The sequence below is a fragment of the Leclercia sp. UBA5958 genome, assembly GCF_002430365.1.
Taxonomy (GTDB): domain Bacteria; phylum Pseudomonadota; class Gammaproteobacteria; order Enterobacterales; family Enterobacteriaceae; genus Enterobacter; species Enterobacter pneumoniae.
This window is the reverse complement of sequence record NZ_DJCE01000007.1, coordinates 595,302-620,808: the sequence shown is the minus strand read 5'-3', so window position 1 is coordinate 620,808 and position 25,507 is coordinate 595,302. Positions and strand designations below refer to the sequence as shown.

Here is a 25,507-nt window from a genome sequence, read left to right as displayed (position 1 = left end):
CCCTCACTCTTTAAAGGGGTTATGTGACGTGGCGGCGTGTGTGCTGCCTGGGGCGGCGCTTGCGGCAGACGCAGACGGGTACGCTGGCATCACCGGATTATCCACGTTAGAAACGATCCCCAGCTTTTTCTCTTCCATCCGCTGCTGCTGACGGGCGCGGATCTGGTCGTATTTCTCCTTCGATGCGGCGCTGTAGTTATCGTCGTCGCGCAGCACGGTGGTATGGATAAACACCATCAGATTGCGCTTCGACGTATCTTCCGAGGTGTAGCGGAACAGCTGGCCCACCAGCGGAATATCCCCCAGCAGCGGCACCTTAGAGACGGTCTCTTTGGTGACATTCTCCATCAGGCCGCCGAGTACCACCGTCTGCCCACTGTGCACCATCACTTCGTTATTGATGGTTCGGGTGTTGAAGGTGGGGCCAAGGCTGGCGTCTTCGGTGGAGTTGGCATCTACGCTGGAGACTTCCTGCTCAATCTTCAGATGGATCATGTCGCCATCGTTAATCTGCGGCACGATTTTCAGCTTGGTGCCCACCGTTTTACGCTCGACGGAGTTAAAGACGTTATCGCCGCTGGTGGTCTGGGAACCGGCCAGTACCGGCACATCCTGACCCACGTTGAACGAGGCCTCTTTGTTATCCAGCGTCACCACGCTCGGCGTGGAGAGGATGTCGTTTTTGGAGCCGGTGGAGAGAGCCGTCATCAGGGCGCCGAAATCACCGTTAAAGAAGCCGGTCGCCAGCCCGGTGAAGGAGGCCCCCTTCATCGTGCCGTTCTTGATCTGACTGATAGGCAGCCCGGTCGAACCAAACTGTACGCCGCCATGCTTGCCGGTCCACTGCACGCCGAGATCCAGACCGTTTCCGTCCTGAACTTCGGCAATGATGGCCTCCACCAGCACCTGAGGCCGGCGGATATCGAGCTTATCGATGACCTTCTCAAGGGAATTCATGACGTTAGGCTGGGCGGTGATCACCAGCGAATTCGTCGCTTCGTCAGCGGTGATATTCAGCTCGTTAGCGCTGCTGGTGGTTTTCACTTTCGCCGTACTGGCTTTGTCTTTCAGCTGCTCGCCAATGCCGGTCAACACCGGCACCACCTTCGCGGCGTTGGCATATTTCAGATAGAAGACGCGGGTGTTGCCCTCGTTATTCTGCTCACGATCCAGCTGCCCCACCAGCGCACGGGTACGCGCCCGCGCATCTTCCGACCCGCTGATCACCAGACTGTTGGTCTCATCATCGGCCACCACTTTGGTGGCGAGCTGCGGCGCGTTCTGCCCTTTTTGCTCTTCGTTATTGAGGTTGTTCAACATATCCGATAGCTCCCTGGCAGAGGCATACCGCAGCGGCACAATTTCGCGGCGCTGCACGCCCTCTTTATCCACGCGCTGCACCAGGTCCACCAGCCGATTGACCACCGAGGCTCTTCCGGTCAGCAGCAGCACGTTAGAGGGTTCGAAATGCACCACGTTGCCGACGCCGGTGGCATCGTTCAACTGGCGCAACAGCGGCGCCAGTTCGCGAACCGGGACATTCTCCATGCGTACAACCCGGGTGATGATCTCATCCCCCTTGCCGGGGTTTTTGCTGTCCGCCAGCGGCGCACCTGCGGTACGGGCAACGTTTGAACGCACCACTTTCACCATCCCGTTGTCCATGGGAATCACCGACAGACCGTAGAGATCCAGCACGCTCAGGAAGAACTGGTAATATTCGTCTTCCGTCAGCACGTTATAGGTGCGAACTGACACCGTACCCTGCACGGACGGATCGACCAGAATCGTTTTATTCAGATTACGGCTGACCGTATCGATAAATTCGCGAATATCGGTATTTTTAAAACTGGCGCTAAAATTAGCGGCCAGCAACGAACCGGAATAGAGTGACGCGACGGTCAATGCAATACACGCCCGGGGAAATTTCTTCATCTCTTTACACTTGTTAATTGTTTACAACATTAACCCGAATATTTTCGAGGTGAGCGTGACGTTTAACCACCACGTTGGCCTCTCTTAATTTCGACCAGCTGGCGAGCATATTTTTCGCCTGTTCTTCTTTCGTCATATCAACGGAATTGATTTTTACGACCACATCCCCTTTTTGCAGCCCCACGTCGTGGAACCAGCTGGAGGCATTTCTGGGCTTTATTTGATAGCCTTCGAGTTGGCCGTGGTCGATATAGGGTTTCAGAACCAGAACATCGTTCAGATGGATATTCTCCAGCCCAGCGTCGGTAGCCGGACGAGGCAGCGGCTTCGTGCCTGTCTCCCCTTTAAAGTAGTCGGGGCGCTTGAGGGCCAGCTTCTGCTCAACCCCCTGATAACTGACGACTATGTTGTCGGTATTGATCTCTTCAATCCACGCGTCGTTAAACCCCACCAGGCTCTCCCCCTCCCGATAACTCTGCACGCCGGAAGGGGTTTTCACCATGGCAAACGACAGCCAGGACTCATCGCTACTGATGATGCCTTCCACTTCCACATTTAAGGGTTGTTTGACGATCGCCTGCTCAGCCCGTTGCTGCACGGCCGGCTGAAAGAGGGTAAATACGCTACGCTGGACCGGAGAAGAGACGGGCGTTTGTTCCGCTTCACTCATGTTATCGCTGGCCTTTTTGTAGTTTTTGAGCACGACATAACCCTGATGCCCGCTAAAGAGCAGCACCATAAACATGATGACGGGGGTGAAGAGTCCGGAAAAACGCTGCATCCTCATTTTTAACGGGCCTTTTAATATGCAGAAAAATAACAGCATGCCGCTGTACCAATGGCGGCAATAGTAAATATCGCTTGCGCGTACCTCCACCGGGTTCGCTATTAACTTTAATTGAGAAATCTGTTGACCCGAAAATAGCCAGATGTTAGCGACAAAGCGTGGTTATTTTTCTCCGCTGAATATTTTGCTTACGTCCGCCCCCTGCCTTATTTTCAGCCGCTATTCCTTATTAATGCCATTATTCGGTGAGTCGTTATGTATCTGAGTCATTTCAAATTCACGGGCCAGCCATTCCGGACGGTGACCCGCGCGCCAGGTGAGTTCCTGGTGCCCTATCACCAGGATGTGTTTGGTTTGCTGGATGAGAAAAGCTGTGCGCCCGGCGTGGTGGGACTCTTTTCTGACGACGATGCGCTGCTCGGCGCCTTTATTGCCGAGCTGCAGGCGCAGAAGAGAGCGATGGTGACCCTCGATGCGTTTCCAAAGCTGAACGCCAGTGCGCTTCTCTATAAGCTAAACCCGAAGGCAAAAGAGGACAAAAATCGCCTGCAGGCTATCGATGCCATTCTGAGCCTCTGGCTCGACACCTTCCCCGCCTGCGGCAAAAAGGGCATGGTGCTGGCCATCAGCGCCGTACAGGCCCTGCGTGAAGGCGGCTGGGAGGTTCTGGGCATGTTGCTGACCCGTGCCCAGGAGAGAGCCTTCCCACTGAGCATTGTCATTACCGGTACGCCCGAGCAAGAGGCGCGGGCGCGCCAGGCGTCAGCTCTGGGATCGCGTCTGCATACCTGTCATACGCTGCGTCCTCTCACCTGCCGCGAATTCATTGGCTATGTGCAGGCCCAAGTGACGCATCATGGGGCTGAGACCTCGCCTTTTGTTCCCGCCCGGATCCGCCGTATGCACGCCCTGACCAAAGGATCCGTTGGCAAACTGAACGCCCTGGCGCAGTTGGCGTTGCTCGCCAGCTGGACAGAGCGCGCGCCGCAGGTGGGTGCACGCCACCTGCGCCTGGCCGCGGGGGAATTGCTGCCGCGCCAGCGCAATACCCGGCGTAACGCAATGGTGGGGCTGTTTGCCTCCGTGCTGTTCGCCGCCTGCGGCTGGCATTTTACCGCCGCCATTCACGCGAAGCTCCCGCTTCAGCTGTCGGTGCCTGCACGCTGGACTCTGCATACCCCTGCCCCGGTCGCGCCGGCGCTGCCTGATATTAATAATGAAGTGGTGAACCAGCCGGATGCCCTGCACCAGCTCTATACCGTCTGGGGGTATGACGCATCCACGGATGAGAATCGCTGCGAAAGCGCTGGCCGCGTCAATCTGGCCTGTAAACAGGGCCACGCCACGCTCGCCGACCTTGAAAGAGAGGGCTATCCCTGGATCGGCGAGTTGAACAGCGGCAACCATATGAACTATGCGGTCGTGGTCCGGGCCGGGAAAGATTCCCTCGATCTGCTGATGAATAACCGCACCTGGCAAGTCAGCCGCAACTGGTATACCCAGCATGCCACCGGGAACTATACCCTGCTGCATCGCCTGACGCCGGAGGGCAAAGAGCGTATCGGCGCCAGCAGCGATTCGCAGGAGATGCGCTGGCTTGATGACCAGCTCAGCGAAGCGCTGCATGAGCCGAAAACCCATGCCACAACCTGGACCGCTGCGCTGGCAGCGCGTACCCGCGCATTCCAGAGCCAGACGGCGCTGCGTGTGGATGGCCTCGCCGGTGAACAGACGTTGATGGCGTTAATGCGCGTAAATAACAGTACCCCGGCGATCCTGACGCCGGTCAGCACCGCGTCAGTACAAGGAAAACGGTAAGATGTCCACGATTTGTCTGGCTGCCCAGCGCAGCTATTACACCCAGGAACCGGTTTACTTCTCCTGGCGGCTGCCTTCTCCCCGGCAGGTCTTCACCCGCCTGATGGGCGGTGCATTCTGGCTCTGCGCGCTGGTCATCGCCGGGCTTTATGCGCATATGTTCTGGCAGGCTCGCCATCCGGCCCCGGCGCCAAAACCGGCGAAGGTGGTTCAGCCCGAGGCCCGCCCTTCGGCGATGCACTATGTATACATTTCGAAGCCCTTCCCGGAACCGAAACCCGTAACCTTGCCGCCGCTGCAGATGGCGTCGCCCGTTGTCGATAACGAGGCCAACTGGCAGCAGGCGCCCGACGGCGATCTTTCAACCCAACCGTTACCGGGAGCAGAAGAAGTGAGTAATGATACGTCGTTAAAAGAACGCTTTATGATGGCTTTGAAAGAGCAGGAACGGGACTATGCACAAGGAAAGGTTCCCTCACCACCCGATGAAAGCGGTGATGAGGTCACGAAGGAGACTCAATAGCGCTCCGGCAAAGAGTTTAAAGAGACTAATTTGCCTTTTTCAACCACGATATAGTGACCTTTTTTCAGGTCGGAGAGAATTTTAATGATGGTACTACGGGCGAGGTTGGTATATTCCTGAATATAATCGTAGATGTTAATATCACGGTTATGGTTAACCATCAGCTCATGGATCTCGAGTAAAAATTCACGCACAACAGAATAAGCGCTGCGGGCGATGAGAATATCGTCACGTTTACCCATGGCACAAATATACCAGGAAAGCACTTTGGTTAATTGCGGCCAGAGATTCTTTTCGGTGATAAGCTGAATAAAGTCCTCTTTTTTAATTGAACAAATCACGGCATTGGTTCGTGCGATGGCATAGGTATGTTCACTGTTATAAAACATAGCGCTAATGCCCAGAATAAGCTGTTTCCTGATGGTAAACATGCTCAGATCGTCCGAGGTGCGGCGTAATTCAATTTCACCGCTGTGCAGCACATGGACGTAGTCCGAGCCGTAGAGAGGAATTTTCTGCCACTTTTTTATATTACGCTCAGGAAAAGACGCTGTTGCAGACACAATAGCATCGACCTCAGGCTGAGGACGCAAATTACTTGCATAGATACTTAACATTTTTTTGTCTCTAAGGTATTTGAAGTTTTCAATAGCCCACAAAAATAAAATCATTGTGGGTTCAGATAAATTTAACCTGAATTAAATGATAAGTGTCATCCTGACGGAAAATGAAAATAATTGATTTTCTTCTGGCATTGCTTAGCAAGCTATGCAGTCATATTAAACCTAGTGATTTTTAAGTCAATTAACTAAAAATGAATCTACAATTCACTTAAGATGAATCTCAAATAAAATAAACGAATCATGCTGTTTGGGGTAATACCAAAGTATTACCCCTGTCCGTATTTCTCCAGCAATGCTTCGGCAATAGCCATGGTTTCGCGGTCGGCAAAGCCGTTCCACAGCCGGGGGCGGAAGTGCATCTGAAAGGCCATAATCACCCTCTTCTGCTGCGCCGGCGTGGCGTTAACGGCATTTTCGTAGCCGTAGCGGGCCAGCAGATCGAGAAGCTGCCTTGCCTGCACGGGTTCATGAGGGGAATGCCCGTTCAGATAAAACGCTACCCGGTGAGCATCCGGCCAGGCACCAATTCCCTGTGCAGCCAACGCCTGCCAGGGAAAGAGCGGCCCCGGATCGACCTTTCGCTGCGGAGCGATATCCGAATGCGCCACCACGTTCTGCGGTTTGATGTCATAGCGGGCGATAATGGCTTTCGCCAGCGGAACCAGGGCGGCGATCTGCGTGGGCTCAAACGGGGTGAAGAACTTTTCGCCGCCGCTTTTCTGCCAGCCGCGGTTTTCCAGCTCGATGCCAATAGAGGTGTCGTTAATGCGCGTGGCCCCGCGCCAGAAACTGACCCCCGCATGCCAGGCGAGATCGCGCTCGGGTACCAGTTGGGAGATACGCGGTTTGCCGTTATGCAGGGTGGGGATAGCCGGAATTAAGTAGTGCGAGCTGACGTCTTTGCCGGTAAGCGTGGTGAGCGAGCGGTCAAAATCGTCGGCGGTATAGTGGATCACCAGCACCTTGATACGGGGATAAGCCGCCTGGGCCTGGCGGCTGACGTCCAGCTCATAGGCGCCTTTATCGACGATAACCTGCCCGGCGTCCTTCTTCTCTTTACTGCTGCATCCTGCCAGCAGTAAAGCCAGCACGCCGAGTGCAATTGCGCGCCGCATCAGCGGGTTTTCACCGCGGTGCCGCTCACGCTCACCATCAGCATGCTGCTGTCTTTACCGACGGTTTCGTAATCGATGTCGATGCCCACCACCGCATCGGCCCCCAGCGCCTTCGCCTGCTCGCCCAGCTCTTTAAACGCAATTTCCCGCGCTTTGCGGAGCTCTGACTCATAAGCGCCCGAGCGACCGCCGACGATATCGCGAATGCCGGCAAAAAAGTCGCGAAATATATTCGCGCCAAGAATAGCTTCGCCGGTTACCACGCCGCAGTACTCGGTGATCGGCTGTCCTTCCAGGGTTGGGGTCGTTGAATATTTCATCAGTTTCATCCTCGTCGCATTCTGTGCCTAAGCGTATAAGATCAAAACCATTATCGGATCGTTACGCTATCATTGAAAGGTGAGTTAATTATTAGCCAAAAGGAAATGAACATGCGCTACTCCGCTATGACGCTTTTAGTGCCGTGCGCGCTGCTGCTCAGCGCCTGCACCACGCCGGTGACACCGGCTTTCAAGGATATTGGCACCCGCAGCGGCCCCTGCATTGAAGGCGGCCCGGATGCCGTCGCTCAACAATTTTATGACACCCGCATCTCGACCCGCCGTAATGATGTTACCGCCCTGCGCCCATATCTGAGCGATCGGCTGGCGCAACAGCTGAACGAGGCCAGCCGTGACCCGCAGCACAGCGCGCTGCTGAAATCCGATCCGTTCTCCAGCCAGAGCACCCTGCCGGATAGCGCCGTGGTGGAAAGCGCGTCGACCATTCCGAATACTGACGCGCGCAATATTCCGCTGCGGGTGAAACTGATGCAGGGTAGCCAGACCTGGCAGGATGAAGTGCTGATGATCCGCGAGGGTCAGTGCTGGGCCGTTGATGATGTGCGCTATCTGGGCGGCAGCGTTCACGCCTCTGCCGGTACGCTACGCCAGTCCATCGAAAACCGCTAATAAAGCAGGTTATCCGCGCCCCGGGAAAGCGTTAACCCCCGTAAAATGTCTGGCATTTCATCTGGAATGCCGACATTTATTCTCACCCCCCTGACCTCTCGCTATTTTGTGCTATGTTTACTACTGAATACGGTTTATATTTAACTTTTAACGCATAAATATTGCATAACTATTCTGTCAACGGTACTATCTGCGGCCTCAATTGCTATAGATTGCCTGGATGAGTAAAGACTGCCCCGATGAGTATTCAACTAAATGGCATTAACTGCTTTTACGGCGCACACCAGGCGCTGTTCGATATCACGCTGAACTGTCCAGAAGGCGAAACGCTGGTTCTGCTTGGCCCAAGCGGCGCGGGTAAAAGCTCGCTGCTTCGCGTGCTGAATCTGCTTGAAATGCCACGTTCAGGCACCCTGGATATTGCCGGCAATCACTTTGATTTCGCGAAGGCACCGTCGGACAAAGCGATCCGCGATTTACGTCAAAATGTCGGCATGGTCTTCCAGCAATATAATCTTTGGCCGCACCTCACCGTACAGCAAAACCTGATTGAAGCCCCCTGCCGCGTGCTGGGCCTGACCAAAGAGCAGGCGTTAGCCCGAGCGGAAAAACTCCTCGAGCGCCTGCGCCTGAAGCCTTACAGCGATCGCTATCCGCTGCACCTTTCGGGTGGCCAGCAGCAGCGTGTGGCCATTGCGCGCGCGCTGATGATGGAGCCTCAGGTGCTGCTGTTTGATGAGCCGACCGCCGCGCTGGATCCGGAAATCACCGCCCAGATTGTGAGCATCATCCGTGAACTGGCGGAAACCAATATTACTCAGGTGATCGTGACGCACGAAGTGGAAGTGGCGCGTAAAACCGCCAGCCGCGTGGTCTATATGGAAAACGGTCACATCGTCGAGCAAGGGGATGCGCGCTGCTTTGCCGAGCCGCAGACCGACGCCTTCAGAAACTACCTGTCTCACTAACATCGAGAGAACGATAATGAAAAAACTAGTGATTGCCGCCCTGCTTGCAAGCGTAAGCCTCTCCGCTGCCGCGGCTCAGACCATTCGTTTTGCGACAGAAGCCTCTTACCCTCCGTTTGAAGCGGTAGATGCGAACAACAAGATTGTTGGCTTTGACGTAGACCTGGCCAATGCGCTGTGTAAAGAGATGGACGCGACCTGTACTTTCACGAACCAGGCGTTCGACAGCCTGATCCCGAGCCTGAAATTCCGCCGCATTGATGCGGTCATGGCGGGGATGGATATCACCCCTGAGCGCGAAAAACAGGTTCTGTTCTCAACCCCATATTATGACAACGCCGCGCTGTTTATTGGTCAGAAGGGAAAATACACCTCTGTTGATCAGCTGAAAGGCAAGAAAGTGGGCGTACAGAACGGCACTACGCACCAGAAATACATCACTGACAAACACCCGGAAATCACCACCGTGGCGTACGACAGCTACCAGAACGCCAAACTGGATCTGCAGAATGGGCGTATTGATGCCGTCTTCGGTGATAACGCGGTCGTGACCGAGTGGCTGAAAACGAACGATAAGCTGGCGGCGGTTGGCGAGAACGTGACCGACAAAGCCTACTTCGGTACCGGTCTGGGTATCGCGGTACGTCAGGGCAACACCGAGCTGCAGCAGAAATTTAATACTGCGCTGGAAAAAGTGAAGAAAGATGGCACGTACGATACCATCTACAAAAAATGGTTCCAGAAGTAAGATCTGATGAACGAAATGTTTCCATTAGCAAGCGCCGCCGGGATGACCGTCGGCCTTGCCGTTTGTGCGCTGCTCATCGGCCTGGTGCTGGCGATGATCTTTGCGGTATGGGAGTCAGCGAAATGGCGTCCCGTCGCATGGATTGGCTCCGGGCTGGTGACCGTACTGCGCGGTCTGCCAGAGATTCTGGTGGTGCTGTTTATCTACTTTGGCTCGTCGCAGCTGCTGTTAACGCTGTCTGACGGCTTTACCCTCAATCTGGGGATCGTCGAGATCCCAATTCAGATGCAGATTGAGAACTTCGACGTCAGCCCGTTCCTCTGCGGTGTGATTGCCCTCTCCCTGCTCTACTCCGCCTACGCTTCGCAGACCCTGCGCGGTGCGCTGAAAGCGGTGCCTCAGGGGCAGTGGGAATCCGGCCAGGCGCTGGGGATGTCGAAAACCGCCATCTTCTTCCGTCTGGTAATGCCGCAGATGTGGCGCCATGCGCTCCCAGGGCTGGGTAACCAGTGGCTGGTGCTGTTAAAGGACACCGCGCTGGTCAGCCTGATCAGCGTTAACGACCTGATGTTGCAAACCAAAAGCATCGCCACCCGCACCCAGGAGCCTTTTACCTGGTATATCGTGGCGGCGGCCATCTACCTGGTGATCACGTTGTTGAGTCAGTACATCCTGAAGCGTATTGACCTGCGCGCAACGCGTTTTGAACGGAGACCAGGCTGATGCTGGATTACTTACCCGAGCTAATGAAAGGGCTGCACACCAGCCTGACCTTAACGGTCGCTTCCATTATTGTGGCGCTGATCCTGGCGCTGATCTTCACCATCGTCCTGACGTTAAAAACGCCGGTGCTGGTGTGGATTGTGCGCGGCTATATTACGTTGTTTACCGGTACGCCGCTGCTGGTACAGATCTTCCTGATTTACTACGGCCCGGGCCAGTTCCCGACCCTGCAGGAGTATCCGGTTATCTGGCATCTGCTCTCTGAGCCGTGGCTCTGTGCGCTGATTGCGCTGTCGCTGAATAGCGCAGCCTACACCACCCAGCTGTTTTACGGGGCGATTCGCGCTATTCCGGAAGGCCAGTGGCAATCTTGCGGTGCGCTGGGGATGAGCAAGAAAGACACCCTGGCAATCTTGCTGCCGTACGCCTTTAAGCGCGCCCTCTCCTCCTATTCCAACGAAGTGGTGCTGGTCTTTAAGAGTACCTCTCTGGCCTACACCATTACCCTGATGGAAGTGATGGGTCACGGGCAGCTGCTCTATGGCCGCACTTATGACGTGATGGTATTTGGCGCAGCCGGACTCATCTACCTGGTTGTGAACGGCCTGCTGACGCTGATGATGCGCCTGATTGAACGTAAAGCGCTGGCGTTCGAACACCGCAACTGAGTGCATAACGCAAAGTAACAAAGACGGGCAAGTCTCATCGCCGCCCGTCTTTTTTTATTCCCTAAGAAATATTTAATCATTTTTATTGAATATAAATTCATTTTCTGACATTGTTACTCCCAGCCGCAGACACGGTATATAACGACAAGATAGACAGACGGGAGCTTCAAAATGAAAAAGTTAGTTCTGGCCGCATTACTGGCAACCTTCGCCGCTGGCGCAACGGCTGCCGATAAAATCAGCTTTGGCGTTTCAGCCACTTACCCACCGTTCGAATCGCTGGATGCCAGCAACCAGATCGTCGGTTTTGATATCGACCTGGCTAAAGCGCTGTGTAAGCAAATGCAGGCCGACTGCACTTTTACTAACCACGCCTTTGACAGCCTGATCCCGTCACTGAAATTCAAAAAATATGACGCCGTGATCTCCGGTATGGACATCACCCCGGAGCGTAGCAAGCAGGTCTCCTTCACTGACCCGTACTATGCCAACTCGGCGGTGGTGATTGCGAAGAAAGATACCTATAAATCCTTCGAGCAGCTGAAAGGCAAACGCATCGGCATGGAAAACGGTACGACGCACCAGAAGTACCTGCAGGACAAGCACCCGGAAGTGAAAACGGTGGCTTATGACAGCTACCAGAACGCGATTATCGACCTGAAAAATGGCCGTATCGATGGGGTATTCGGCGATACCGCCGTGGTGAATGAGTGGCTGAAAACCAACCCGCAGTTGGGTACAGCCACCGAGAAAGTCACCGATCCACAGTACTTCGGTACTGGCCTGGGCATTGCGGTTCGCCCGGATAACAAAGCCCTGCTCGAGAAACTGAACGGCGCGCTGAAAGCGATCAAAGCTGACGGCACCTATCAGAAAATCAGCGACCAGTGGTTCCCGCAGTAAAGGCTCTCAGGCCGGGCATGCCCCGGCCTTATTTACAGGGGCACGTAGAAGCGAAAACGCGCCCCCTGCTCCGCCTCCATCAGCCTGATCCCGCCGCCGTGTAGCTCCAGCATTCTGCGAACAATCAACAATCCCAGCCCGCCGCGATGCTCGCGCGCCTCCGGCTTTAACGCTGAGGGTCGCTGGAAGAGCTCTTCACGCATCGCGGCATCAATACCCGGCCCGCTGTCGCTCACCTCCATTTGCAGCGCCTCGCCCTCCTGCCACACCTTCAGCCAGATTTCGCCGCCCGGTGGCGTATGGCGAACCGCGTTATCGAGCAGATTCGTCACCACGCGCTCAATCATCGAGAGGTCGGCGTTGACCATCGGTAACTGCTGCGGCACCTCAATTTTTAAACGTAGCTGCCGCGTCTGCACGATCAGATCGAACTTCTGCGCCACATCAGAGATCAGCTCCCCGGGGGCAAAGCGCTCGCGCTGAGGCCGAATACTGCCGTGTTCCAGCCGTGCCAGTTCAAACAGCTGCTGCGAAAGGTGGCGAACCTTCTGCCCCTGGCGCAGCGCAATGGTCAGGTAGTGCTTCGTCTCTTCTGGCGTCAATGAATCGGCTTTCAGCGATAGAGTCTCAAGATAACCCAGCAGCGAGGTGAGCGGCGTGCGTAGATCATGGGAGATATTAGCGGTGAACTCCCGGCGCTGCCGGTCGCTGTCGGCCAGACGATCCCACTGAGACGCTATCTGCTGAGCCAGTTCAATAAAGGTGTTGCGCAGTAAGGCAACCTCGCTGGCGGGGTTTTCTTCCTGCGGCTGGGCGGCCAGCTGTTTAATGGCGCGGATACTGTCCTGGTCAAGAAAGCTGACCTCCTGCGTTAAGACCCGCACCGGGCGAGTAACCCAGTACCAGACCAGCCCACCCGCCAGAGAGCCAAAGAGCACCACCAGCAACAGCGTCCAGAGAAGCGTATGCCAGAGCGTTTTTTCCCAGGCCATCTCAGCCAGCGCATTCAGCTCTTCGCCCTGTAAAATGATATAGAGATAGCCACGCAGCTCACCATTCTGACGCAGCGGCGCGGCGCTGAAGACCTTCTGCCGATCCGGGCTGCGCGGGTCGTCACCGTAAACCGGCATCATCTCACCGCCCATAAAGCGCAGCACCGGGTTGATGTCTATCCGCTGGCGCTTGATATGCCCCGGCGGAGCAGCATCGGCCAGAATCTCGCCATCCGCCGAGAGGACATACAGCTCAACGCTGGGGTTGAAGGTCATCAGGCGGTCAAAGAGCGGTTTCAGCGCGGTGCGATCCACCCTTCCCTGGTTATCCAGCAGTGGCTCACGCTGGATAATATGCTGCGCCAGCCCGCCTGAGAGACGCTGAATCATGGCGTTGCCGTACTGCTTGCTGGTCCAGAGCTGCACCGAGCAAGCCACCGCGGCGCACAGCACCAGCAGTAACACAAATAGCAGCGTCAGGCGGCGGGTGAGCGTCATGATGTACTCCCCATAAACTTATAGCCCTTGCCCCAGACGGTGCGTATCACCTCCGGCTCGGCGGGATCCTTCTCGATTTTGATGCGCAGGCGGTTGATATGGGTGTTAACCGTATGTTCGTAGCCTTCGTGCTGATAGCCCCACACCTGTTCCAGGAGGGCCAGCCGGGAGAACACCTCACCCGGATGACGGGCAAAGAAGTAAAGCAGATCGAATTCACGCGGGGTGAGATCCAGCGCCTGGCCATGCAGGGTCACGCTACGGGCCAGCGGATCAATGGTCATGCCGTGCGCCTCAATACGCCCGGCTGGCTGCTGTCCCATGGCCTGATGCCTGCGAAACAGCGCCCGAACGCGAGCGACCAGCTCCTGCACCGAGAAGGGCTTGGCCAGATAATCATCGGCCCCGGTCTCCAGACCCAGAATGCGCTCCGTTTCGCTGCTGCGGGCACTGATAATGATCACCGGCAGGTAATGGCTCATCTGACGAATGCGACGGCAGATTTGCAGGCCATCCACCCCCGGCAGCATCAGGTCGAGGATCACCGCGTCCCAGCGCGTATCTTCGATAGCCAGCAGCGCGCGGCTACCGTCTGCTTCGTGGGTAATCTGGTAGCCTTCGTCTTCTAAATTGAGACGTAGCAAAGCGGCGATATCGCCGTCGTCTTCCACCAATAAGATCTGTTTCATCGGTTAGCCTTTCATTCCTGGTACTACTCAAGCTTACCCGTTTCCGGCGGCGGAAGAGTTCACATTTTGTTTAAACTTTACGTACCAGCAGGGTCAGCACTTCGTAGTGGGCGGTATGGGGGAACATGTCGAAAAGCTGCACGCGGGCAATGGCATAGCCTGGCAGATGGTGCAGATCTTTTGCCATGCTCTGGGCGTTGCAGCTGGAATAGATGATATACGCCGGCGCCATCTGGCTGAGGTAGTCGCACAGCGCCTTGCCGATGCCGCGACGCGGCGGGTTGACCAGCACCAGCTCCGGCACGCTGCCCTGCCCGGTGGCGAACTGGGTGGAGTCTAGCGCCTGAAAGTGCAGATTCTTCAGCCCCAGTTCGGCGGCGGACTGCTTCGCGCAGGCGATGGCTTCAGGGGAGATCTCAATGCCGGTCAGGGTCATGTCGGGCGTGGCGCAGTGCAGGCCAAAGCCGCCAACCCCGCAGAAGAGATCCCACATGTGATTTACCGGTAAAGCCCGCACCCAGTCGCGGGCGGTAGCATAGAGGCTGGCCGCTACGGTGGGGTTGGTCTGGAAGAAACTCTGCGGGCGGATCCAGAGCGGCACGCCGTTGAAGGTTTCGGCCAGCGTCTGGGACTCGGTGAGGAAGTTCTCCTCCTCCCCTTCCAGAATCGCCATATGCACCGGCTGTATGTTGGCGGTAATGACCTTCAGCTGCGGTAACTGCGCCTGCAGCCACGGCAGAGCCGCACGCAGTTGCTCCAGCTTGCTGACGGAGCGCAGAACAAAGCGCAGCATCATGCCGCCGTCTTTCTGGCTTTCGGTCAACAACAGGTATTTTAACTCACCCCGTTTGCGCGCCACGTTGTAGGGGGTGAGCCCGGCGCGGGCGATAAAGGGCTTCAATGCGGCGAACACCGGCGCAAAGGAGGCAGGATAAAGCGGACAGTCGGTCAGATCTTCTGGTGTGCCATCGCGATGCAGCATCCCCAGCAGCGGTTTCTCTACGCTGCCGCTGACCACCATTTTGGCTTTATTACGGAAACCCTGTTCAGGACCGCTGACGGGTGCGCACCACGCTTCGACGGGCAACCCTGTCAGCAAGGTCTGCAGATCGGCCATTTTAGCGGAAAGTTGTTGCGAGACCGGCTGTTCAATCCACTGACAGGAGCGACAGCGGCCGGCGTCATAGAGTGCGCACTGCATACAGAAACCTTAATACGTCTGGGGGCAGCGATTATACACGTTATTGCAGCCGGAAAAACCGTCGGCTGGCGGCGGGCACAAACAGCAGCAGCAGCACCAGCATGTCCGGCAGTTTCTGCATCACCAGCGTTTTAAAGATCTCCTGCCGGGACTCCCCCGGAATGCTGAACAGCTCAGGGTAACCATAGCCCAGCGAGGCCGCCCACAGGTAAAGCGTGGCTATCACCTGGGTACTGAGATAGATCAGCCGCGCCCAGTTTCGCCCCTTAACCAGCGAAAAAGCGCAGAAGATTTCGATAAAGACCAGCAGCAGGCTGCCGAGGAAGATGAGCGTTAAGTTCCAGGTCTGAACGCTGCGATGGATAAAATCGCCCAGTCCACGCAGACCCAGGGTATTAAAAATCATCAGTAAATCGAGGCAGCGGATCATAATAATGGCGAGCGCCGCCACCTGCACCAGGGCAGGAACGTTAAGGCGGGCGTGTGAATGGCTTGATTTGCTTATCAGTCCCAACGTGGTGTCTTCCATGAAACGGCGCCGCGTTGTCGCGGCACCCGTTAAGCTTGTTGGCTGATTTTAGGAGCTTCAGCCGCGTCTTGCACGCTGGATATCACGTACACGCTGTTTTTCAGACCTTGCCATCAACAGCCAGGCGATCAGGCCAACAATACCTACCACGCCCAGAATCAGCGTCGCCAGGGCGTTGATCTCCGGGTTCACCCCCATACGCACGCTGGAGAAGACCAGCATCGGCAAGGTCGTGGCGCCCGGGCCTGATACGAAGCTGGCGATGACCAGGTCATCCAGCGACAGGGTGAAGGCCAGCAGCCAGCCCGAGACGACGGCGGGCATGATCATCGGCAAGGTAATCACAAAAAAGACCTTCAGCGGGGTCGCGCCGAGATCCATCGCCGCCTCTTCGATGGAGTGATCCAGTTCGCGCAGGCGCGATGAGATCACCACCGCCACATAGGCGGTGCAGAAGGTGACATGCGCCAGCCAGATGGTGAGCATACCGCGATCCGAAGGCCAGCCAATGGCATGCCCCATGGCCACAAACAGCAGCAGCAGCGACAGGCCGGTAATCACGTCAGGCATTACCAGCGGGGCGGTGATCATAAAGGCAAAGCCGTTGGCCCCGCGGAAACGGCCAAAGCGCACCATTACCACCGCCGCAATGGTGCCGAGAATGGCCGCCATCGTCGCCGCACAGGCGGCAATCGTCAGGCTCAACCCCACCGCGCTCATCATGGCGTCGTCATGGAAGAGTTCGCTGTACCAGCGCGTCGACCAGCCCGCCCACACCGTCACCAGCTTCGAGCTGTTGAAAGAGTAGATAACCAGCATCAGCATCGGCGCATATAAAAAGGTAAAGCCGATGATGAGGATCAGGATGCGCCACGGCGAGCGCACGACCGGTAAGTTGTTCATCCGTGGTCTCCCATCTGTTTCTGCTGATGTTTGTGGAACCACATGATCGGCACGATCAGTAGCAGTAACATCACAATCGCTACCGCAGAGGCCACCGGCCAGTCGCGGTTATTGAAGAACTCCTGCCACAGTACGCGGCCAATCATGATGCTGTCCGGCCCGCCGAGCAGTTCCGGGATCACGAACTCTCCCACGGCCGGGATAAAGACCAGCATCGAGCCGGCAATGATCCCCCCTTTGGTGAGCGGCACGATAATGCTGAAGAAGGTCTTCAGCGGGCGGGCCCCCAAGTCCAGCGAGGCTTCCACCAGCGAGTAATCAATGCGCGTCAGGGCGGTATAGATAGGCAGCACCATAAACGGCAGATAGGCATACACCACCCCGATATAGACCGCGAGATTGGTATGCAGGATCACCAGCGGCTGGTCGATGACCCCAAGCCACATCAGGAAGTTATTCAGTACCCCGTTGTTCTTCAGGATCCCCATCCAGGCGTACACGCGGATCAGGAAAGAGGTCCACGAGGGCAGGATGACCAGCAGCAGCAGGATATTGCGCGTCGAGGGCTTGCTGTGCGCCACTGCCCAGGCCAGCGGATACCCCAGCAGTAAACAGCAGAGGGTGGATACCCCGGCAATCTGCAGCGATTGCAGGTAGGCCTCGAAATAGAGTGGATCGTCCGTCAGCTGCAGGTAGTTGGCGATATTCAGGGTGATCGAGAGCTGATCGTCTGCCCACTCCATCAGATCGGTATAGGGCGGGATCGCCCGCGCCATCTCGGCGAGGCTGATCTTAAAGACGATCAGGAAAGGGAGTAAAAACAGCAGAACCAGCCACAGATAAGGCAGCGCGATCACCAGCTTGCGCCCGTGCGCCATCTGCAGGCGCGTCAGCCAGCGGGTCCCGCCCGCAGCGCGCGCGGGCATCGGTGAGTCAATTTTACTCATGGCCACTCCTTATACCGTCAGCACAACGCAGCTGTCGGCATCCCAGCAGAGGCGAACTTCATCGCCCCAGGTCGGGAGGCCTTTCCGGTAACGGTGTTCGTTTTGCAGCTGGGCGCTGATCATCTGTCCGCTCTTCAGGCGCACGTGATAGATCGACAGATCGCCGAGATAGGCAATATGTACCACCTCACCCACGGCAAAGTTGTAGCCATCGGCGGGGACGTCATCGCAGAGCATGATTTTTTCCGGGCGCAGGGCCACGTAAACCGGCACGTTATCCACGACCGAGGCATCCGGGTCGACCTTCAGCGGGTGGACCAGCCCGGGCGAATCAATCACCAGCCCGTCTTCTTCGCGGGTTTTCAGTAGCCCCTCGAAGACGTTAACCGAGCCGATAAATTCGGCGCTGTAGCGGGTTGTCGGGTGTTCGTAAATCTCTTCCGGCTCGCCAATCTGCACGAACTTGCCGCGATTCATGATGGCGATACGCCCGGCCATGGTCATCGCCTCTTCCTGGTCGTGGGTCACCATGACGCAGGTGGCCCCCACGCGTTCGAGGATATCCACCACTTCCAGCTGCATGCGATCGCGCAGTTTTTTATCCAGCGCGCCCATGGGTTCATCCAGCAGCAGCAGCTTAGGGCGCTTTGCCAGGCTACGGGCCAGCGCGACACGCTGGCGTTGCCCACCCGACAGCTGATGCGGCTTACGTTTCGCGAACTCCTGCATGTGTACCAGGCTGAGCATCTCCGCCACGCGGCTGGCGATTTCCGCTTTCGGCAGCTTGTCCTGCTTCAGGCCGAAGGCGATGTTCTGCTCCACGGTCATATGCGGAAACAGCGCGTAAGACTGGAACATCATATTGATTGGACGCTGATAAGGCGGCACCTGAGAGAGGTCTACCCCGTCGAGCATAATCTGCCCGGCGGTGGGTTGCTCAAAGCCCGCCAGCATTCGCAACAGCGTCGACTTGCCGCAGCCCGATGCACCAAGCAGCGCAAAAATTTCGCCTTTATAGATAGTGAGGCTGACGTCATCCACGGCGTGCTGGCCGTCGAAAGATTTGGTCAGATTACGGATTTCCAGCAGCGGGGTCAGCGCTTTACGGGTTTTCGCCTGTGGGCGGGGGGTCGCGTCGTTCACGGGGTGCTCTCCGGCATAAACTAAAACAGTGCCACTGCACTAACAACGTGCAGTGGCCGGGCAGCTACGGGCTACCCGGCAAGGACGTCAGACGTTATTTACCGCTTTTCACTTTCGTCCACGCACGGGTACGTACGCGGTCGATTTTCGGTTCCTGCACTTTCAGGGTGAAGAGCTTGGCAAAGACATCTGCCGGCGGATAGATAGCCGGATTGTCACGCACTTCCGCGCTGATCATCGGTACCGAGGCCTTGTTGCCGTTGGCATAGAAGACATGATCGCTAATGTGGGCAATCACTTCTGGCCGCATCAGGTAATTGAGGAACTGATAGGCTTCGTCTTTATTTTTCGCGTCGGCAGGCATCGCAAAGACGTCAAAGAAGGCCAGCGCCCCCTCTTTCGGAATGAAGTAAGAGACATTCACGCCGTTTTTCGCCTCTTTCGCGCGGTTAGCCGCCTGCCAGACGTCGCCCGCCCAGCCGACTGCTACGCAGATATCGCCGTTCGCCAGGTCGTTAATGTACTGTGAGGAGTGGAAGTAGCGAATATTCGGACGCAGCTTCAGCAGCAGGTCAGTCGCCGCACCGGTGTAGTCATCCGCTTTGCTACTGTTTGGATCTTTGCCCAGGTAGTTAAGCACGGTGGCAAAAATCTCTTCTGGTGCATCCAGGAATGAGACGCCGCAACTTTTCAGCTTTTCGAGGTTCTCTGGCTTCAGGACCAGATCCCAGCTGTTGAGAGGCACATCTTTGCCAAGCACCGCTTTTACTTTATCCACGTTGTAGCCAATACCGGTGGTAGCCCAGAGGTACGGGAAGGCGTATTTATTCTCCGGATCGTGTTTTGCGACCAGTTTCAGCACTTCAGGATCGAGGTTTTTCCAGTTCGGCAGCTTGCTTTTATCCAGCGGCTGAAAGACACCCGCGCTAAGCTGACGCTCCAGGAAGCTGGCGGACGGTACCACCAGGTCGAAGCCGGTGCTGCCCGCCATCAGTTTGCCTTCCAGCACTTCGTTGGAGTCGAAAACGTCGTAAACCACTTTGATACCGGTCTCTTTCTCAAAATTCGCGACGGTGTCCGGCGCGATATAGTCAGACCAGTTATAAACATGCAGCGTTTTCTGTTCCGCGGCGAGCGTACCGGCGGAGATCGCCATCAAGGCCCCCGCAACCAGACCCGATAACCATTTTTTATTTAAGGCGGTCATAGCTTTATTCCTTCCAGGAGTTCATTAAAACGAACTTAAAATGTGCATTCTCACTTATGCAAGAATCATGCATATTTTGTCGCTCTGCCGGGATCAGAAGAAAAAACTCTGGTGGCAGGTTTGCTCACAGTAAAAAAAGCTTCGCAAGAATAAATGTAGTTCGTTCCTGCGGCTATAGCCCAGATTAAAAAACGCCTTTTATCAATTTTTCGCGCGGTAAATGTCTATGGGGTAAGCTAAAAGAGTCATTACGAAGTGATTAACGCTATCAATGAGGGGAAAAAGCAGCAGAAAAAATGGCGTTACGCAGCCACGCTGGTGGCGGCTGCGTATTACTCAGGCGAGGTTAGTGCAGAAAATGGGAGGATGAATCGTTATTCTCTGGTTCTTCTTCCGCGTTATAGAGCAGGTGGTGTGCGCTGGCTTCCATCATCACCATCGAAATTTGCTCTTCGCTCTGGCGTAAGAACCCGGCGAACTGCTGATAGGTCACACCGGCCCCCACGCATAAAGACTGGCACACGACCAGCTTCGGCAGGTTATCGTCCTGAATATCGAGGAAGGCTTTCACCGTCAACGAGCTGGCGTTGATGGCCGAGAGATCGGATGCCAGCGCCAGCAGCGCCGAGGGTTTGACCTCGGCGAGGGCAGAAAACAGCACCACATCGTTAATCAGATCGAGCTTGGCATCAAACACGCCATCAAAATTCTGCATGTGGGGAATGTGTAATGCCTGACAGGTATCGCATTCAAAAAAGCTGATGCCCATATCGTCGAGCCATTGACGTAGCGTATCCAACGTGGGTACGACGAGAGTTTCCATAAAGGTTGAGCCTCTTAACTGTAATTCGCATAGCTTACGCAATATGTGCGCGGCAATCTATTTATCCGCCCGTTTTCAGGCAGAAGCCAGGCGTTGCCTGACGTTCGATCCAGGCGATCATTTTACCGGCAATATCCACGCCGGTGGTTTTTTCGATCCCCTCAAGCCCTGGCGATGCGTTCACTTCCATCACCAGCGGACCGCGGTTGGCGCGGAGAATATCCACCCCCGCAATATCAAGCCCCAGCGTATGGGCGGCTTTCAACGCGATCTCCCGCTCACGCAGGGTGATATTGGCTACCCTGGCGACGCCACCCCGGTGCAGATTAGAGCGAAAATCGCCCTCTTTGGCCTGGCGTTCAATGGCGGCCACCACTTCATCACCCACCACCAGGCAGCGGATATCGCGGCCTTTGGCCTCTTCGATATACTCCTGCACCAGGATGTGGGCATTCAGGCCGCGAAAGGCGTCGATAACGCTCTCTGCGGCCTGGCGGGTCTCGGCCAGCACCACGCCGATGCCCTGCGTGCCTTCAACCAGCTTCACCACCAGCGGCGCGCCGCCGACCATGTCGATCAGGTCGCTGGTATCATCCGGGGAGTGGGCAATGCCCGTCACGGGCAGATCGATTCCCTGACGGGCAAGCAGCTGCAGGGACCGAAGTTTATCCCGGGCGCGGGTAATGGCGACAGACTCATTGAGCGGATAGCTACCCAGTAGCTCAAACTGACGCAGCGCGGCGGTACCGTAAAAGGTGATGGCCGAGCCAATGCGGGGGATCACCGCGTCAAAGTGCGGCAGTTGGCGCCCTTTGTAGTGAATGGAGGATGCCGCCGGGCTGATATTCATATAACAGGACAGCGGATCGAGAACTTCCACCAGATGGCCGCGTTTTGCCGCCGCTTCACGCAGGCGTTTACACGAATAGAGCGTTCCATCCCGGGACAATATGGCAATTTTCACCCTGCACCTCTCAGACATGATCTGGTAAAAGCCTGCGTATCATACACGCAGGCTGGCGCAGGAAAAATGGGGTTATCGCGTTGCCCAGCCCTGTTTGTGCAAATAATCGAGGATGAACGGACGATTCTCTTTAATGATGGTGCGCTGGATATGGTCACTCCAGGTGTCGCGACGGTTATTACTGCCGCGCGTCATATAGTAGTGGGCCAGCTCGTCGTCGTACTGGGCCAGAATCGCTTTATCGACCGGCTGGTAGTGATTCTCATGCACCACCAGCGCGGCGGGCAGGCGCGGCTTCACATCCGGGTTGTCTGCCGGCCAGCCCAGGCACAGGCCAAACAGCGGCAACACATGTTTGGGCAGCGCTAACAGCTCCGTTACCGCCTCGATACTGTTGCGAATGCCGCCGATGTAGACGCCACCCAGCCCAAGTGACTCCGCCGCCGTAAGCGCGTTCTGCGCCAGCATCGCCGTATCCACCACGCCTAACAGCAGTTGCTCCGCCAGACCGAGCTGCGCGTCCGGGCAGATCTGCAGATGGCGGTTAAAATCGGCGCAAAAGACCCAGAACTCCGCCGCCTGGGCCACATGCTTCTGCCCGCCCGTCAGGCCGACCAGCTGTTCACGCATCGCCGGATCGGTAACGCGGATTATTGAGGTGCATTGCAGAAAACTGGAGCTGGAGGCCCCCTGCGCCCCGGCAATGATTGCGTCGCGCTGAGCATCAGTAATGGGCTGGTCGGTAAAATGGCGAATGGAACGGTGAGCGCGTAACAGGTCAATCGTCGGGGTCATAATGTCTCTCTTCTCCTGGCTAAAAACAGCAATGGAGCCAGTATAGGCAAAGAATCTGGCGCTGTAATTGGCGAAACATAGCCTGAAGATATCAATGCAACAGGCGAAACCTGCTTTCTATTACCGTAAGTTATCGGCAATATAGCGTTATTCGCCGTCAGGCTTTCAATTCAGGAGAGAACCATGTTTGCAGTTATTTTTGGACGTCCGGGCTGCCCGTACTGTGTACGTGCTAAAGAGCTGGCAGAGAAACTGACCGCCGAGCGTGACGATTTCAACTACCGTTATGTTGATATCCACGCGGAAGGTATTACCAAAGCGGATCTGGAAAAGACCGTGGGTAAACCGGTTGAAACCGTGCCGCAAATCTTCCTCGACCAGACCCACATTGGCGGCTTTACCGATTTTGAAGCCTACGCCAAAGAGAATCTGGGCCTGTTTGCCGCTCAGTAATGTTAAAGCGCCCTCACTTTGAGGGCGTTTTTATTTTGCGACGCGGATGGATGAGCGCCCGCCGCACAAACATAACGACCAGCGCGCCGAGAGCAAACCAGAAGACGCCGCTTAACAACCACGCCAGCTCCTGAAAGAAGGAGCGCCCAGAGACAGTAAACAGACGCATCACCAGCAGGCAGAACGGCGCCGCCAGCGTCGCCCCCAGCAACGGCTTCACCACCTCTCCGCTGCGCGTAAGCGCACTGGCAACGGCACCGGGTATGATAAAGAACAGCAGCCCTAACTCAGGATGCCTGCCAGCAAGAAATGCCCCTTTTACATTTAATGTCAGGCAGAGACAGACTGCCGTGTACAGTAAAAAACAGCGAGCAACTCCTGGCCAGTGACGTTTAATATCCAAACAACCCCCTGCCTCTCTTCATTCAAATAAATTTATCGTCCCCCGGACGCCCAATTTGATACGATATGCGGCATTCCTTGCCAAAACACGCTGCATGGTTGCCTAACCGTTGTCGGAGGCAGTGCACCGTAACGATTAAACTAATGGTCTGATATTATTGTTTGGGATATATTATGTTGCGAAAAAAGGCGTTGTTAGCCTCTCTTCTGATAGCAGAAACAGTAGCCTAAATACCCCATCTATTCAACCACTTACTGGTAAACAAGAAGTTATCCTCCGTGAATATAAACGTCGCAGATTTGTTAAACGGGAATTACATCCTGTTATTATTTGTCGTACTGGCGCTGGGTCTTTGCCTCGGGAAATTACGCCTCGGTTCAGTACAACTTGGTAATTCCATTGGCGTTTTAGTGGTCTCTTTATTATTAGGCCAACAACATTTCAGCATTAACACCGACGCCCTGAATCTCGGGTTTATGCTGTTTATTTTTTGTGTTGGCGTGGAAGCCGGACCCAACTTTTTTTCTATTTTCTTTCGCGACGGTAAGAATTATCTGATGCTCGCGCTGGTCATGGTCGGCAGTGCCCTGCTGATCGCGCTGGGCTTAGGGAAGCTGTTTGGCTGGGATATCGGGTTAACCGCGGGCATGCTTGCGGGTTCGATGACCTCCACGCCGGTACTGGTAGGCGCGGGGGATACGCTACGTCATCTCGGCCTGGATAATGCCCAGCTCTCTCTTGCCCTGGATCACCTCAGCCTGGGCTATGCCCTCACCTACCTGATTGGCCTGGTGAGTTTGATCGTCGGCGCCCGCTACCTGCCTAAATTACAGCATCAGGACTTACAGACCAGCGCGCAGCAGATTGCGCGTGAGCGTGGTCTGGATACGGACAGTAAACGCAAAGTTTATCTGCCAGTCATCCGCGCCTATCGCGTAGGGCCAGAGCTGGTCGCCTGGGCCGACGGTAAGAACCTGCGCGAGCTGGGCATTTATCGTCAGACCGGCTGCTATATCGAGCGTATTCGGCGTAACGGCATTCTGGCGAACCCCGATGGGGACGCGGTATTGCAGATGGGGGACGATATCGCCCTGGTCGGCTACCCGGATGCCCATGCCCGCCTTGATCCGAGCTTCCGTAACGGTAAAGAGGTGTTTGACCGCGATCTGCTGGACATGCGTATTGTGACCGAAGAGATCGTAGTGAAAAACCACAACGCCGTTGGTCGCCGTCTGTCGCAGCTTAAGCTGACCGATCACGGCTGTTTCCTGAACCGGGTGATCCGCAGCCAGATCGAGATGCCGATCGATGACAACGTGGTGCTGAACAAAGGCGATGTGTTACAGGTGAGCGGTGACGCGCGCCGCGTTAAAACCGTGGCTGACCGCGTGGGCTTTATCTCTATTCACAGCCAGGTGACCGACCTGCTGGCGTTTTGCGCCTTCTTTATCGTTGGCCTGATGATTGGGATGATCACTTTCCAGTTCAGCAACTTTAGTTTTGGCATCGGCAATGCCGCTGGCCTGCTGTTTGCCGGGATCATGCTCGGCTTTTTACGTGCGAACCACCCGACGTTTGGCTATATCCCACAGGGTGCGCTGAATATGGTGAAAGAGTTTGGTCTGATGGTGTTTATGGCCGGTGTGGGCCTGAGCGCGGGCAGCGGCATTGGCCACAGCCTGGGGTCTGTCGGCTGGCAGATGCTGGGCGCAGGCCTTATCGTCAGTCTGGTGCCGGTAGTATTAAGCTTCCTCTTCGGCGTGTGGGTGCTGCGCATGAACCGCGCCCTGTTGTTCGGCGCGCTGATGGGGGCACGCACCTGCGCCCCGGCAATGGAGATTATCAGCGATACCGCCCGCAGCAACATTCCAGCGCTGGGCTACGCGGGCACCTATGCTATCGCTAACGTCCTGTTAACGCTGGCGGGGACCTTAATCATCATTATCTGGCCGGGACTGGGCTAACGGAAAATTTGCGTAAAGATGAAAATATTTTCGCTTTGCACAGAACTTTTCCTCCAGACGTCAGTCATAACTATTGCCACTGCTTTTCTTTGATGTCCCCAATTTGTGGAGCCCATCAACCCCGCCGTTTTGGTTCAAGGTTGATGGGTTTTTTGTTGGGTGAAATTCATGAACTTCTGAATCAACCATTTACGAAACCACATTTTCACGCTTGGCGACCAGGCGACGGCAGCGC

The 25,507-nt window shown here is 55.9% G+C and carries 27 protein-coding genes; 10 read left to right on the top strand and 17 right to left on the bottom strand.

What is annotated here, in order from left to right; translation table 11 throughout:
- Positions 1 to 3: 3 nt before the first annotated feature.
- Together gspD and gspC are read right to left on the bottom strand one after the other, a co-directional pair.
- On the bottom strand, positions 4 to 1,935 hold the full coding sequence (gene gspD / locus B2Q93_RS12380) for a type II secretion system secretin GspD (RefSeq protein ID WP_286933256.1): 1,932 nt from the start codon (positions 1,933 to 1,935) through the stop codon (positions 4 to 6).
- A gap of 13 nt (positions 1,936 to 1,948) precedes the next feature.
- Complete coding sequence (gspC, locus tag B2Q93_RS12375) at positions 1,949 to 2,722, bottom strand: type II secretion system protein GspC (RefSeq protein WP_286933253.1); 774 nt, start codon at positions 2,720 to 2,722, stop codon at positions 1,949 to 1,951.
- 255 nt (positions 2,723 to 2,977) lie between these two features.
- On the opposite strand from gspC, the gene B2Q93_RS12370 reads away from it, so the two are divergent.
- Positions 2,978 to 4,540, top strand: a complete 1,563-nt coding sequence (locus B2Q93_RS12370; RefSeq protein ID WP_286933250.1) for a peptidoglycan-binding protein — start codon at positions 2,978 to 2,980, stop codon at positions 4,538 to 4,540.
- Between the two features lies 1 nt (position 4,541).
- Positions 4,542 to 5,063 (top strand): hypothetical protein, encoded by a 522-nt coding sequence (locus tag B2Q93_RS12365; protein WP_286933247.1) that lies wholly within the window; start codon positions 4,542 to 4,544, stop codon positions 5,061 to 5,063.
- Here the strand turns inward: B2Q93_RS12365 and B2Q93_RS12360 are convergent.
- From B2Q93_RS12360 to B2Q93_RS12350, 3 genes are all read right to left on the bottom strand, one after another.
- Complete coding sequence (locus B2Q93_RS12360) at positions 5,057 to 5,680, bottom strand: helix-turn-helix domain-containing protein (protein WP_286933424.1); 624 nt, start codon at positions 5,678 to 5,680, stop codon at positions 5,057 to 5,059. The genes B2Q93_RS12365 and B2Q93_RS12360 overlap by 7 nt on opposite strands.
- 272 nt (positions 5,681 to 5,952) lie before the next feature.
- A complete protein-coding gene (locus B2Q93_RS12355; protein WP_040076381.1) occupies positions 5,953 to 6,801 on the bottom strand; it encodes an N-acetylmuramoyl-L-alanine amidase in 849 nt (282 codons plus the stop codon).
- On the bottom strand, positions 6,801 to 7,121 hold the full coding sequence (locus B2Q93_RS12350; RefSeq protein WP_040078541.1) for a heavy metal-binding domain-containing protein: 321 nt from the start codon (positions 7,119 to 7,121) through the stop codon (positions 6,801 to 6,803). The genes B2Q93_RS12355 and B2Q93_RS12350 overlap by 1 nt, the downstream gene beginning before the upstream one ends.
- Positions 7,122 to 7,232: 111 nt before the next feature.
- Between B2Q93_RS12350 and B2Q93_RS12345 the strand changes: the two genes are divergently transcribed.
- The 6 genes from B2Q93_RS12345 (at position 7,233) to artJ (ending at position 11,761) form a co-directional block, all read left to right on the top strand.
- Positions 7,233 to 7,751, top strand: coding sequence for a lipoprotein (locus B2Q93_RS12345; RefSeq protein WP_286933242.1), 519 nt, complete (start codon positions 7,233 to 7,235; stop codon positions 7,749 to 7,751).
- Between the two features lie 239 nt (positions 7,752 to 7,990).
- Entirely contained in the window at positions 7,991 to 8,719 is a 729-nt protein-coding gene (gene artP, locus B2Q93_RS12340) for an arginine ABC transporter ATP-binding protein ArtP (RefSeq protein ID WP_040076383.1), read from the top strand.
- Between the two features lie 16 nt (positions 8,720 to 8,735).
- Positions 8,736 to 9,467 (top strand): arginine ABC transporter substrate-binding protein ArtI, encoded by a 732-nt coding sequence (gene artI, locus B2Q93_RS12335; protein ID WP_040076384.1) that lies wholly within the window; start codon positions 8,736 to 8,738, stop codon positions 9,465 to 9,467.
- 6 nt (positions 9,468 to 9,473) lie between these two features.
- The gene (gene artQ, locus B2Q93_RS12330) at positions 9,474 to 10,190 is read left to right on the top strand and encodes an arginine ABC transporter permease ArtQ (protein WP_040076385.1); all 717 of its coding nucleotides are present in this window, start codon (positions 9,474 to 9,476) and stop codon (positions 10,188 to 10,190) included.
- Positions 10,190 to 10,858: an arginine ABC transporter permease ArtM gene (artM, locus tag B2Q93_RS12325; RefSeq protein WP_040076386.1), complete on the top strand. Its 669-nt coding sequence runs from the start codon at positions 10,190 to 10,192 to the stop codon at positions 10,856 to 10,858. Before artQ ends, artM begins: the two co-directional genes overlap by 1 nt.
- A 171-nt stretch (positions 10,859 to 11,029) precedes the next feature.
- Complete coding sequence (gene artJ, locus B2Q93_RS12320; RefSeq protein ID WP_040076387.1) at positions 11,030 to 11,761, top strand: arginine ABC transporter substrate-binding protein ArtJ; 732 nt, start codon at positions 11,030 to 11,032, stop codon at positions 11,759 to 11,761.
- Between the two features lie 32 nt (positions 11,762 to 11,793).
- Here the strand turns inward: artJ and B2Q93_RS12315 are convergent, their stop codons facing one another.
- The 11 genes from B2Q93_RS12315 to nfsA form a co-directional block, all read right to left on the bottom strand.
- Positions 11,794 to 13,251, bottom strand: coding sequence for a sensor histidine kinase (locus tag B2Q93_RS12315; protein ID WP_233801365.1), 1,458 nt, complete (start codon positions 13,249 to 13,251; stop codon positions 11,794 to 11,796).
- On the bottom strand, positions 13,248 to 13,940 hold the full coding sequence (locus B2Q93_RS12310) for a response regulator transcription factor (RefSeq protein ID WP_040076389.1): 693 nt from the start codon (positions 13,938 to 13,940) through the stop codon (positions 13,248 to 13,250). Before B2Q93_RS12310 ends, B2Q93_RS12315 begins: the two co-directional genes overlap by 4 nt.
- 70 nt (positions 13,941 to 14,010) lie before the next feature.
- Positions 14,011 to 15,141, bottom strand: coding sequence for a 23S rRNA (uracil(747)-C(5))-methyltransferase RlmC (gene rlmC, locus B2Q93_RS12305; protein WP_286933238.1), 1,131 nt, complete (start codon positions 15,139 to 15,141; stop codon positions 14,011 to 14,013).
- Between the two features lie 40 nt (positions 15,142 to 15,181).
- Complete coding sequence (locus B2Q93_RS12300) at positions 15,182 to 15,670, bottom strand: YbjO family protein (protein WP_040076391.1); 489 nt, start codon at positions 15,668 to 15,670, stop codon at positions 15,182 to 15,184.
- A gap of 57 nt (positions 15,671 to 15,727) precedes the next feature.
- Complete coding sequence (gene potI / locus B2Q93_RS12295; RefSeq protein ID WP_040076392.1) at positions 15,728 to 16,573, bottom strand: putrescine ABC transporter permease PotI; 846 nt, start codon at positions 16,571 to 16,573, stop codon at positions 15,728 to 15,730.
- Complete coding sequence (potH, locus tag B2Q93_RS12290; protein ID WP_040076393.1) at positions 16,570 to 17,520, bottom strand: putrescine ABC transporter permease PotH; 951 nt, start codon at positions 17,518 to 17,520, stop codon at positions 16,570 to 16,572. Before potH ends, potI begins: the two co-directional genes overlap by 4 nt.
- Positions 17,521 to 17,529: 9 nt before the next feature.
- Positions 17,530 to 18,663, bottom strand: coding sequence for a putrescine ABC transporter ATP-binding subunit PotG (gene potG / locus B2Q93_RS12285; RefSeq protein WP_207293326.1), 1,134 nt, complete (start codon positions 18,661 to 18,663; stop codon positions 17,530 to 17,532).
- Positions 18,664 to 18,757: 94 nt separating this feature from the next.
- Positions 18,758 to 19,870 (bottom strand): spermidine/putrescine ABC transporter substrate-binding protein PotF, encoded by a 1,113-nt coding sequence (potF, locus tag B2Q93_RS12280; protein ID WP_040076395.1) that lies wholly within the window; start codon positions 19,868 to 19,870, stop codon positions 18,758 to 18,760.
- Positions 19,871 to 20,216: 346 nt separating this feature from the next.
- Positions 20,217 to 20,693 carry a YbjN domain-containing protein gene (locus B2Q93_RS12275; RefSeq protein ID WP_286933233.1) on the bottom strand — a complete coding sequence of 159 codons (477 nt, stop codon included), beginning with the start codon at positions 20,691 to 20,693 and terminating at the stop codon, positions 20,217 to 20,219.
- A gap of 61 nt (positions 20,694 to 20,754) precedes the next feature.
- Positions 20,755 to 21,657, bottom strand: coding sequence for a 30S ribosomal protein S6--L-glutamate ligase (rimK, locus tag B2Q93_RS12270; protein ID WP_046886878.1), 903 nt, complete (start codon positions 21,655 to 21,657; stop codon positions 20,755 to 20,757).
- A gap of 72 nt (positions 21,658 to 21,729) precedes the next feature.
- Positions 21,730 to 22,452: an oxygen-insensitive NADPH nitroreductase gene (nfsA, locus tag B2Q93_RS12265; RefSeq protein ID WP_046886879.1), complete on the bottom strand. Its 723-nt coding sequence runs from the start codon at positions 22,450 to 22,452 to the stop codon at positions 21,730 to 21,732.
- 183 nt (positions 22,453 to 22,635) lie between these two features.
- Here nfsA and B2Q93_RS12260 point away from each other — a divergent pair, with 183 nt between their 5' ends.
- Positions 22,636 to 22,905 carry a GrxA family glutaredoxin gene (locus tag B2Q93_RS12260; RefSeq protein WP_040076399.1) on the top strand — a complete coding sequence of 90 codons (270 nt, stop codon included), beginning with the start codon at positions 22,636 to 22,638 and terminating at the stop codon, positions 22,903 to 22,905.
- Between the two features lie 13 nt (positions 22,906 to 22,918).
- Here B2Q93_RS12260 and B2Q93_RS12255 read toward each other — a convergent pair whose 3' ends face one another.
- On the bottom strand, positions 22,919 to 23,308 hold the full coding sequence (locus B2Q93_RS12255; protein WP_040076400.1) for an inner membrane protein YbjM: 390 nt from the start codon (positions 23,306 to 23,308) through the stop codon (positions 22,919 to 22,921).
- Positions 23,309 to 23,586: 278 nt separating this feature from the next.
- Here B2Q93_RS12255 and B2Q93_RS12250 point away from each other — a divergent pair, with 278 nt between their 5' ends.
- Positions 23,587 to 25,272 carry an aspartate:alanine antiporter gene (locus B2Q93_RS12250; protein WP_040076401.1) on the top strand — a complete coding sequence of 562 codons (1,686 nt, stop codon included), beginning with the start codon at positions 23,587 to 23,589 and terminating at the stop codon, positions 25,270 to 25,272.
- The last annotated feature ends 235 nt before the right edge of the window (positions 25,273 to 25,507 follow it).

Coding starts and splice junctions, on each gene's coding strand:
- B2Q93_RS12365 (WP_286933247.1), top strand. CDS start 4,542: ATGTCCACGATTTGTCTGGCTGCCCAGCGCAGCTATTACACCCAGGAA.
- B2Q93_RS12275 (WP_286933233.1), bottom strand. CDS start 20,693: ATGGAAACTCTCGTCGTACCCACGTTGGATACGCTACGTCAATGGCTC.
- B2Q93_RS12370 (WP_286933250.1), top strand. CDS start 2,978: ATGTATCTGAGTCATTTCAAATTCACGGGCCAGCCATTCCGGACGGTG.
- gspC (WP_286933253.1), bottom strand. CDS start 2,722: ATGAGGATGCAGCGTTTTTCCGGACTCTTCACCCCCGTCATCATGTTT.
- artI (WP_040076384.1), top strand. CDS start 8,736: ATGAAAAAACTAGTGATTGCCGCCCTGCTTGCAAGCGTAAGCCTCTCC.
- B2Q93_RS12260 (WP_040076399.1), top strand. CDS start 22,636: ATGTTTGCAGTTATTTTTGGACGTCCGGGCTGCCCGTACTGTGTACGT.
- artP (WP_040076383.1), top strand. CDS start 7,991: ATGAGTATTCAACTAAATGGCATTAACTGCTTTTACGGCGCACACCAG.
- artJ (WP_040076387.1), top strand. CDS start 11,030: ATGAAAAAGTTAGTTCTGGCCGCATTACTGGCAACCTTCGCCGCTGGC.
- potH (WP_040076393.1), bottom strand. CDS start 17,520: ATGAGTAAAATTGACTCACCGATGCCCGCGCGCGCTGCGGGCGGGACC.
- B2Q93_RS12300 (WP_040076391.1), bottom strand. CDS start 15,670: ATGGAAGACACCACGTTGGGACTGATAAGCAAATCAAGCCATTCACAC.
- potI (WP_040076392.1), bottom strand. CDS start 16,573: ATGAACAACTTACCGGTCGTGCGCTCGCCGTGGCGCATCCTGATCCTC.
- B2Q93_RS12355 (WP_040076381.1), bottom strand. CDS start 6,801: ATGCGGCGCGCAATTGCACTCGGCGTGCTGGCTTTACTGCTGGCAGGA.
- potF (WP_040076395.1), bottom strand. CDS start 19,870: ATGACCGCCTTAAATAAAAAATGGTTATCGGGTCTGGTTGCGGGGGCC.
- B2Q93_RS12310 (WP_040076389.1), bottom strand. CDS start 13,940: ATGAAACAGATCTTATTGGTGGAAGACGACGGCGATATCGCCGCTTTG.
- nfsA (WP_046886879.1), bottom strand. CDS start 22,452: ATGACCCCGACGATTGACCTGTTACGCGCTCACCGTTCCATTCGCCAT.
- B2Q93_RS12315 (WP_233801365.1), bottom strand. CDS start 13,251: ATGACGCTCACCCGCCGCCTGACGCTGCTATTTGTGTTACTGCTGGTG.
- rlmC (WP_286933238.1), bottom strand. CDS start 15,141: ATGCAGTGCGCACTCTATGACGCCGGCCGCTGTCGCTCCTGTCAGTGG.
- B2Q93_RS12360 (WP_286933424.1), bottom strand. CDS start 5,680: ATGTTAAGTATCTATGCAAGTAATTTGCGTCCTCAGCCTGAGGTCGAT.
- artM (WP_040076386.1), top strand. CDS start 10,190: ATGCTGGATTACTTACCCGAGCTAATGAAAGGGCTGCACACCAGCCTG.
- artQ (WP_040076385.1), top strand. CDS start 9,474: ATGAACGAAATGTTTCCATTAGCAAGCGCCGCCGGGATGACCGTCGGC.
- B2Q93_RS12350 (WP_040078541.1), bottom strand. CDS start 7,121: ATGAAATATTCAACGACCCCAACCCTGGAAGGACAGCCGATCACCGAG.
- B2Q93_RS12345 (WP_286933242.1), top strand. CDS start 7,233: ATGCGCTACTCCGCTATGACGCTTTTAGTGCCGTGCGCGCTGCTGCTC.
- gspD (WP_286933256.1), bottom strand. CDS start 1,935: ATGAAGAAATTTCCCCGGGCGTGTATTGCATTGACCGTCGCGTCACTC.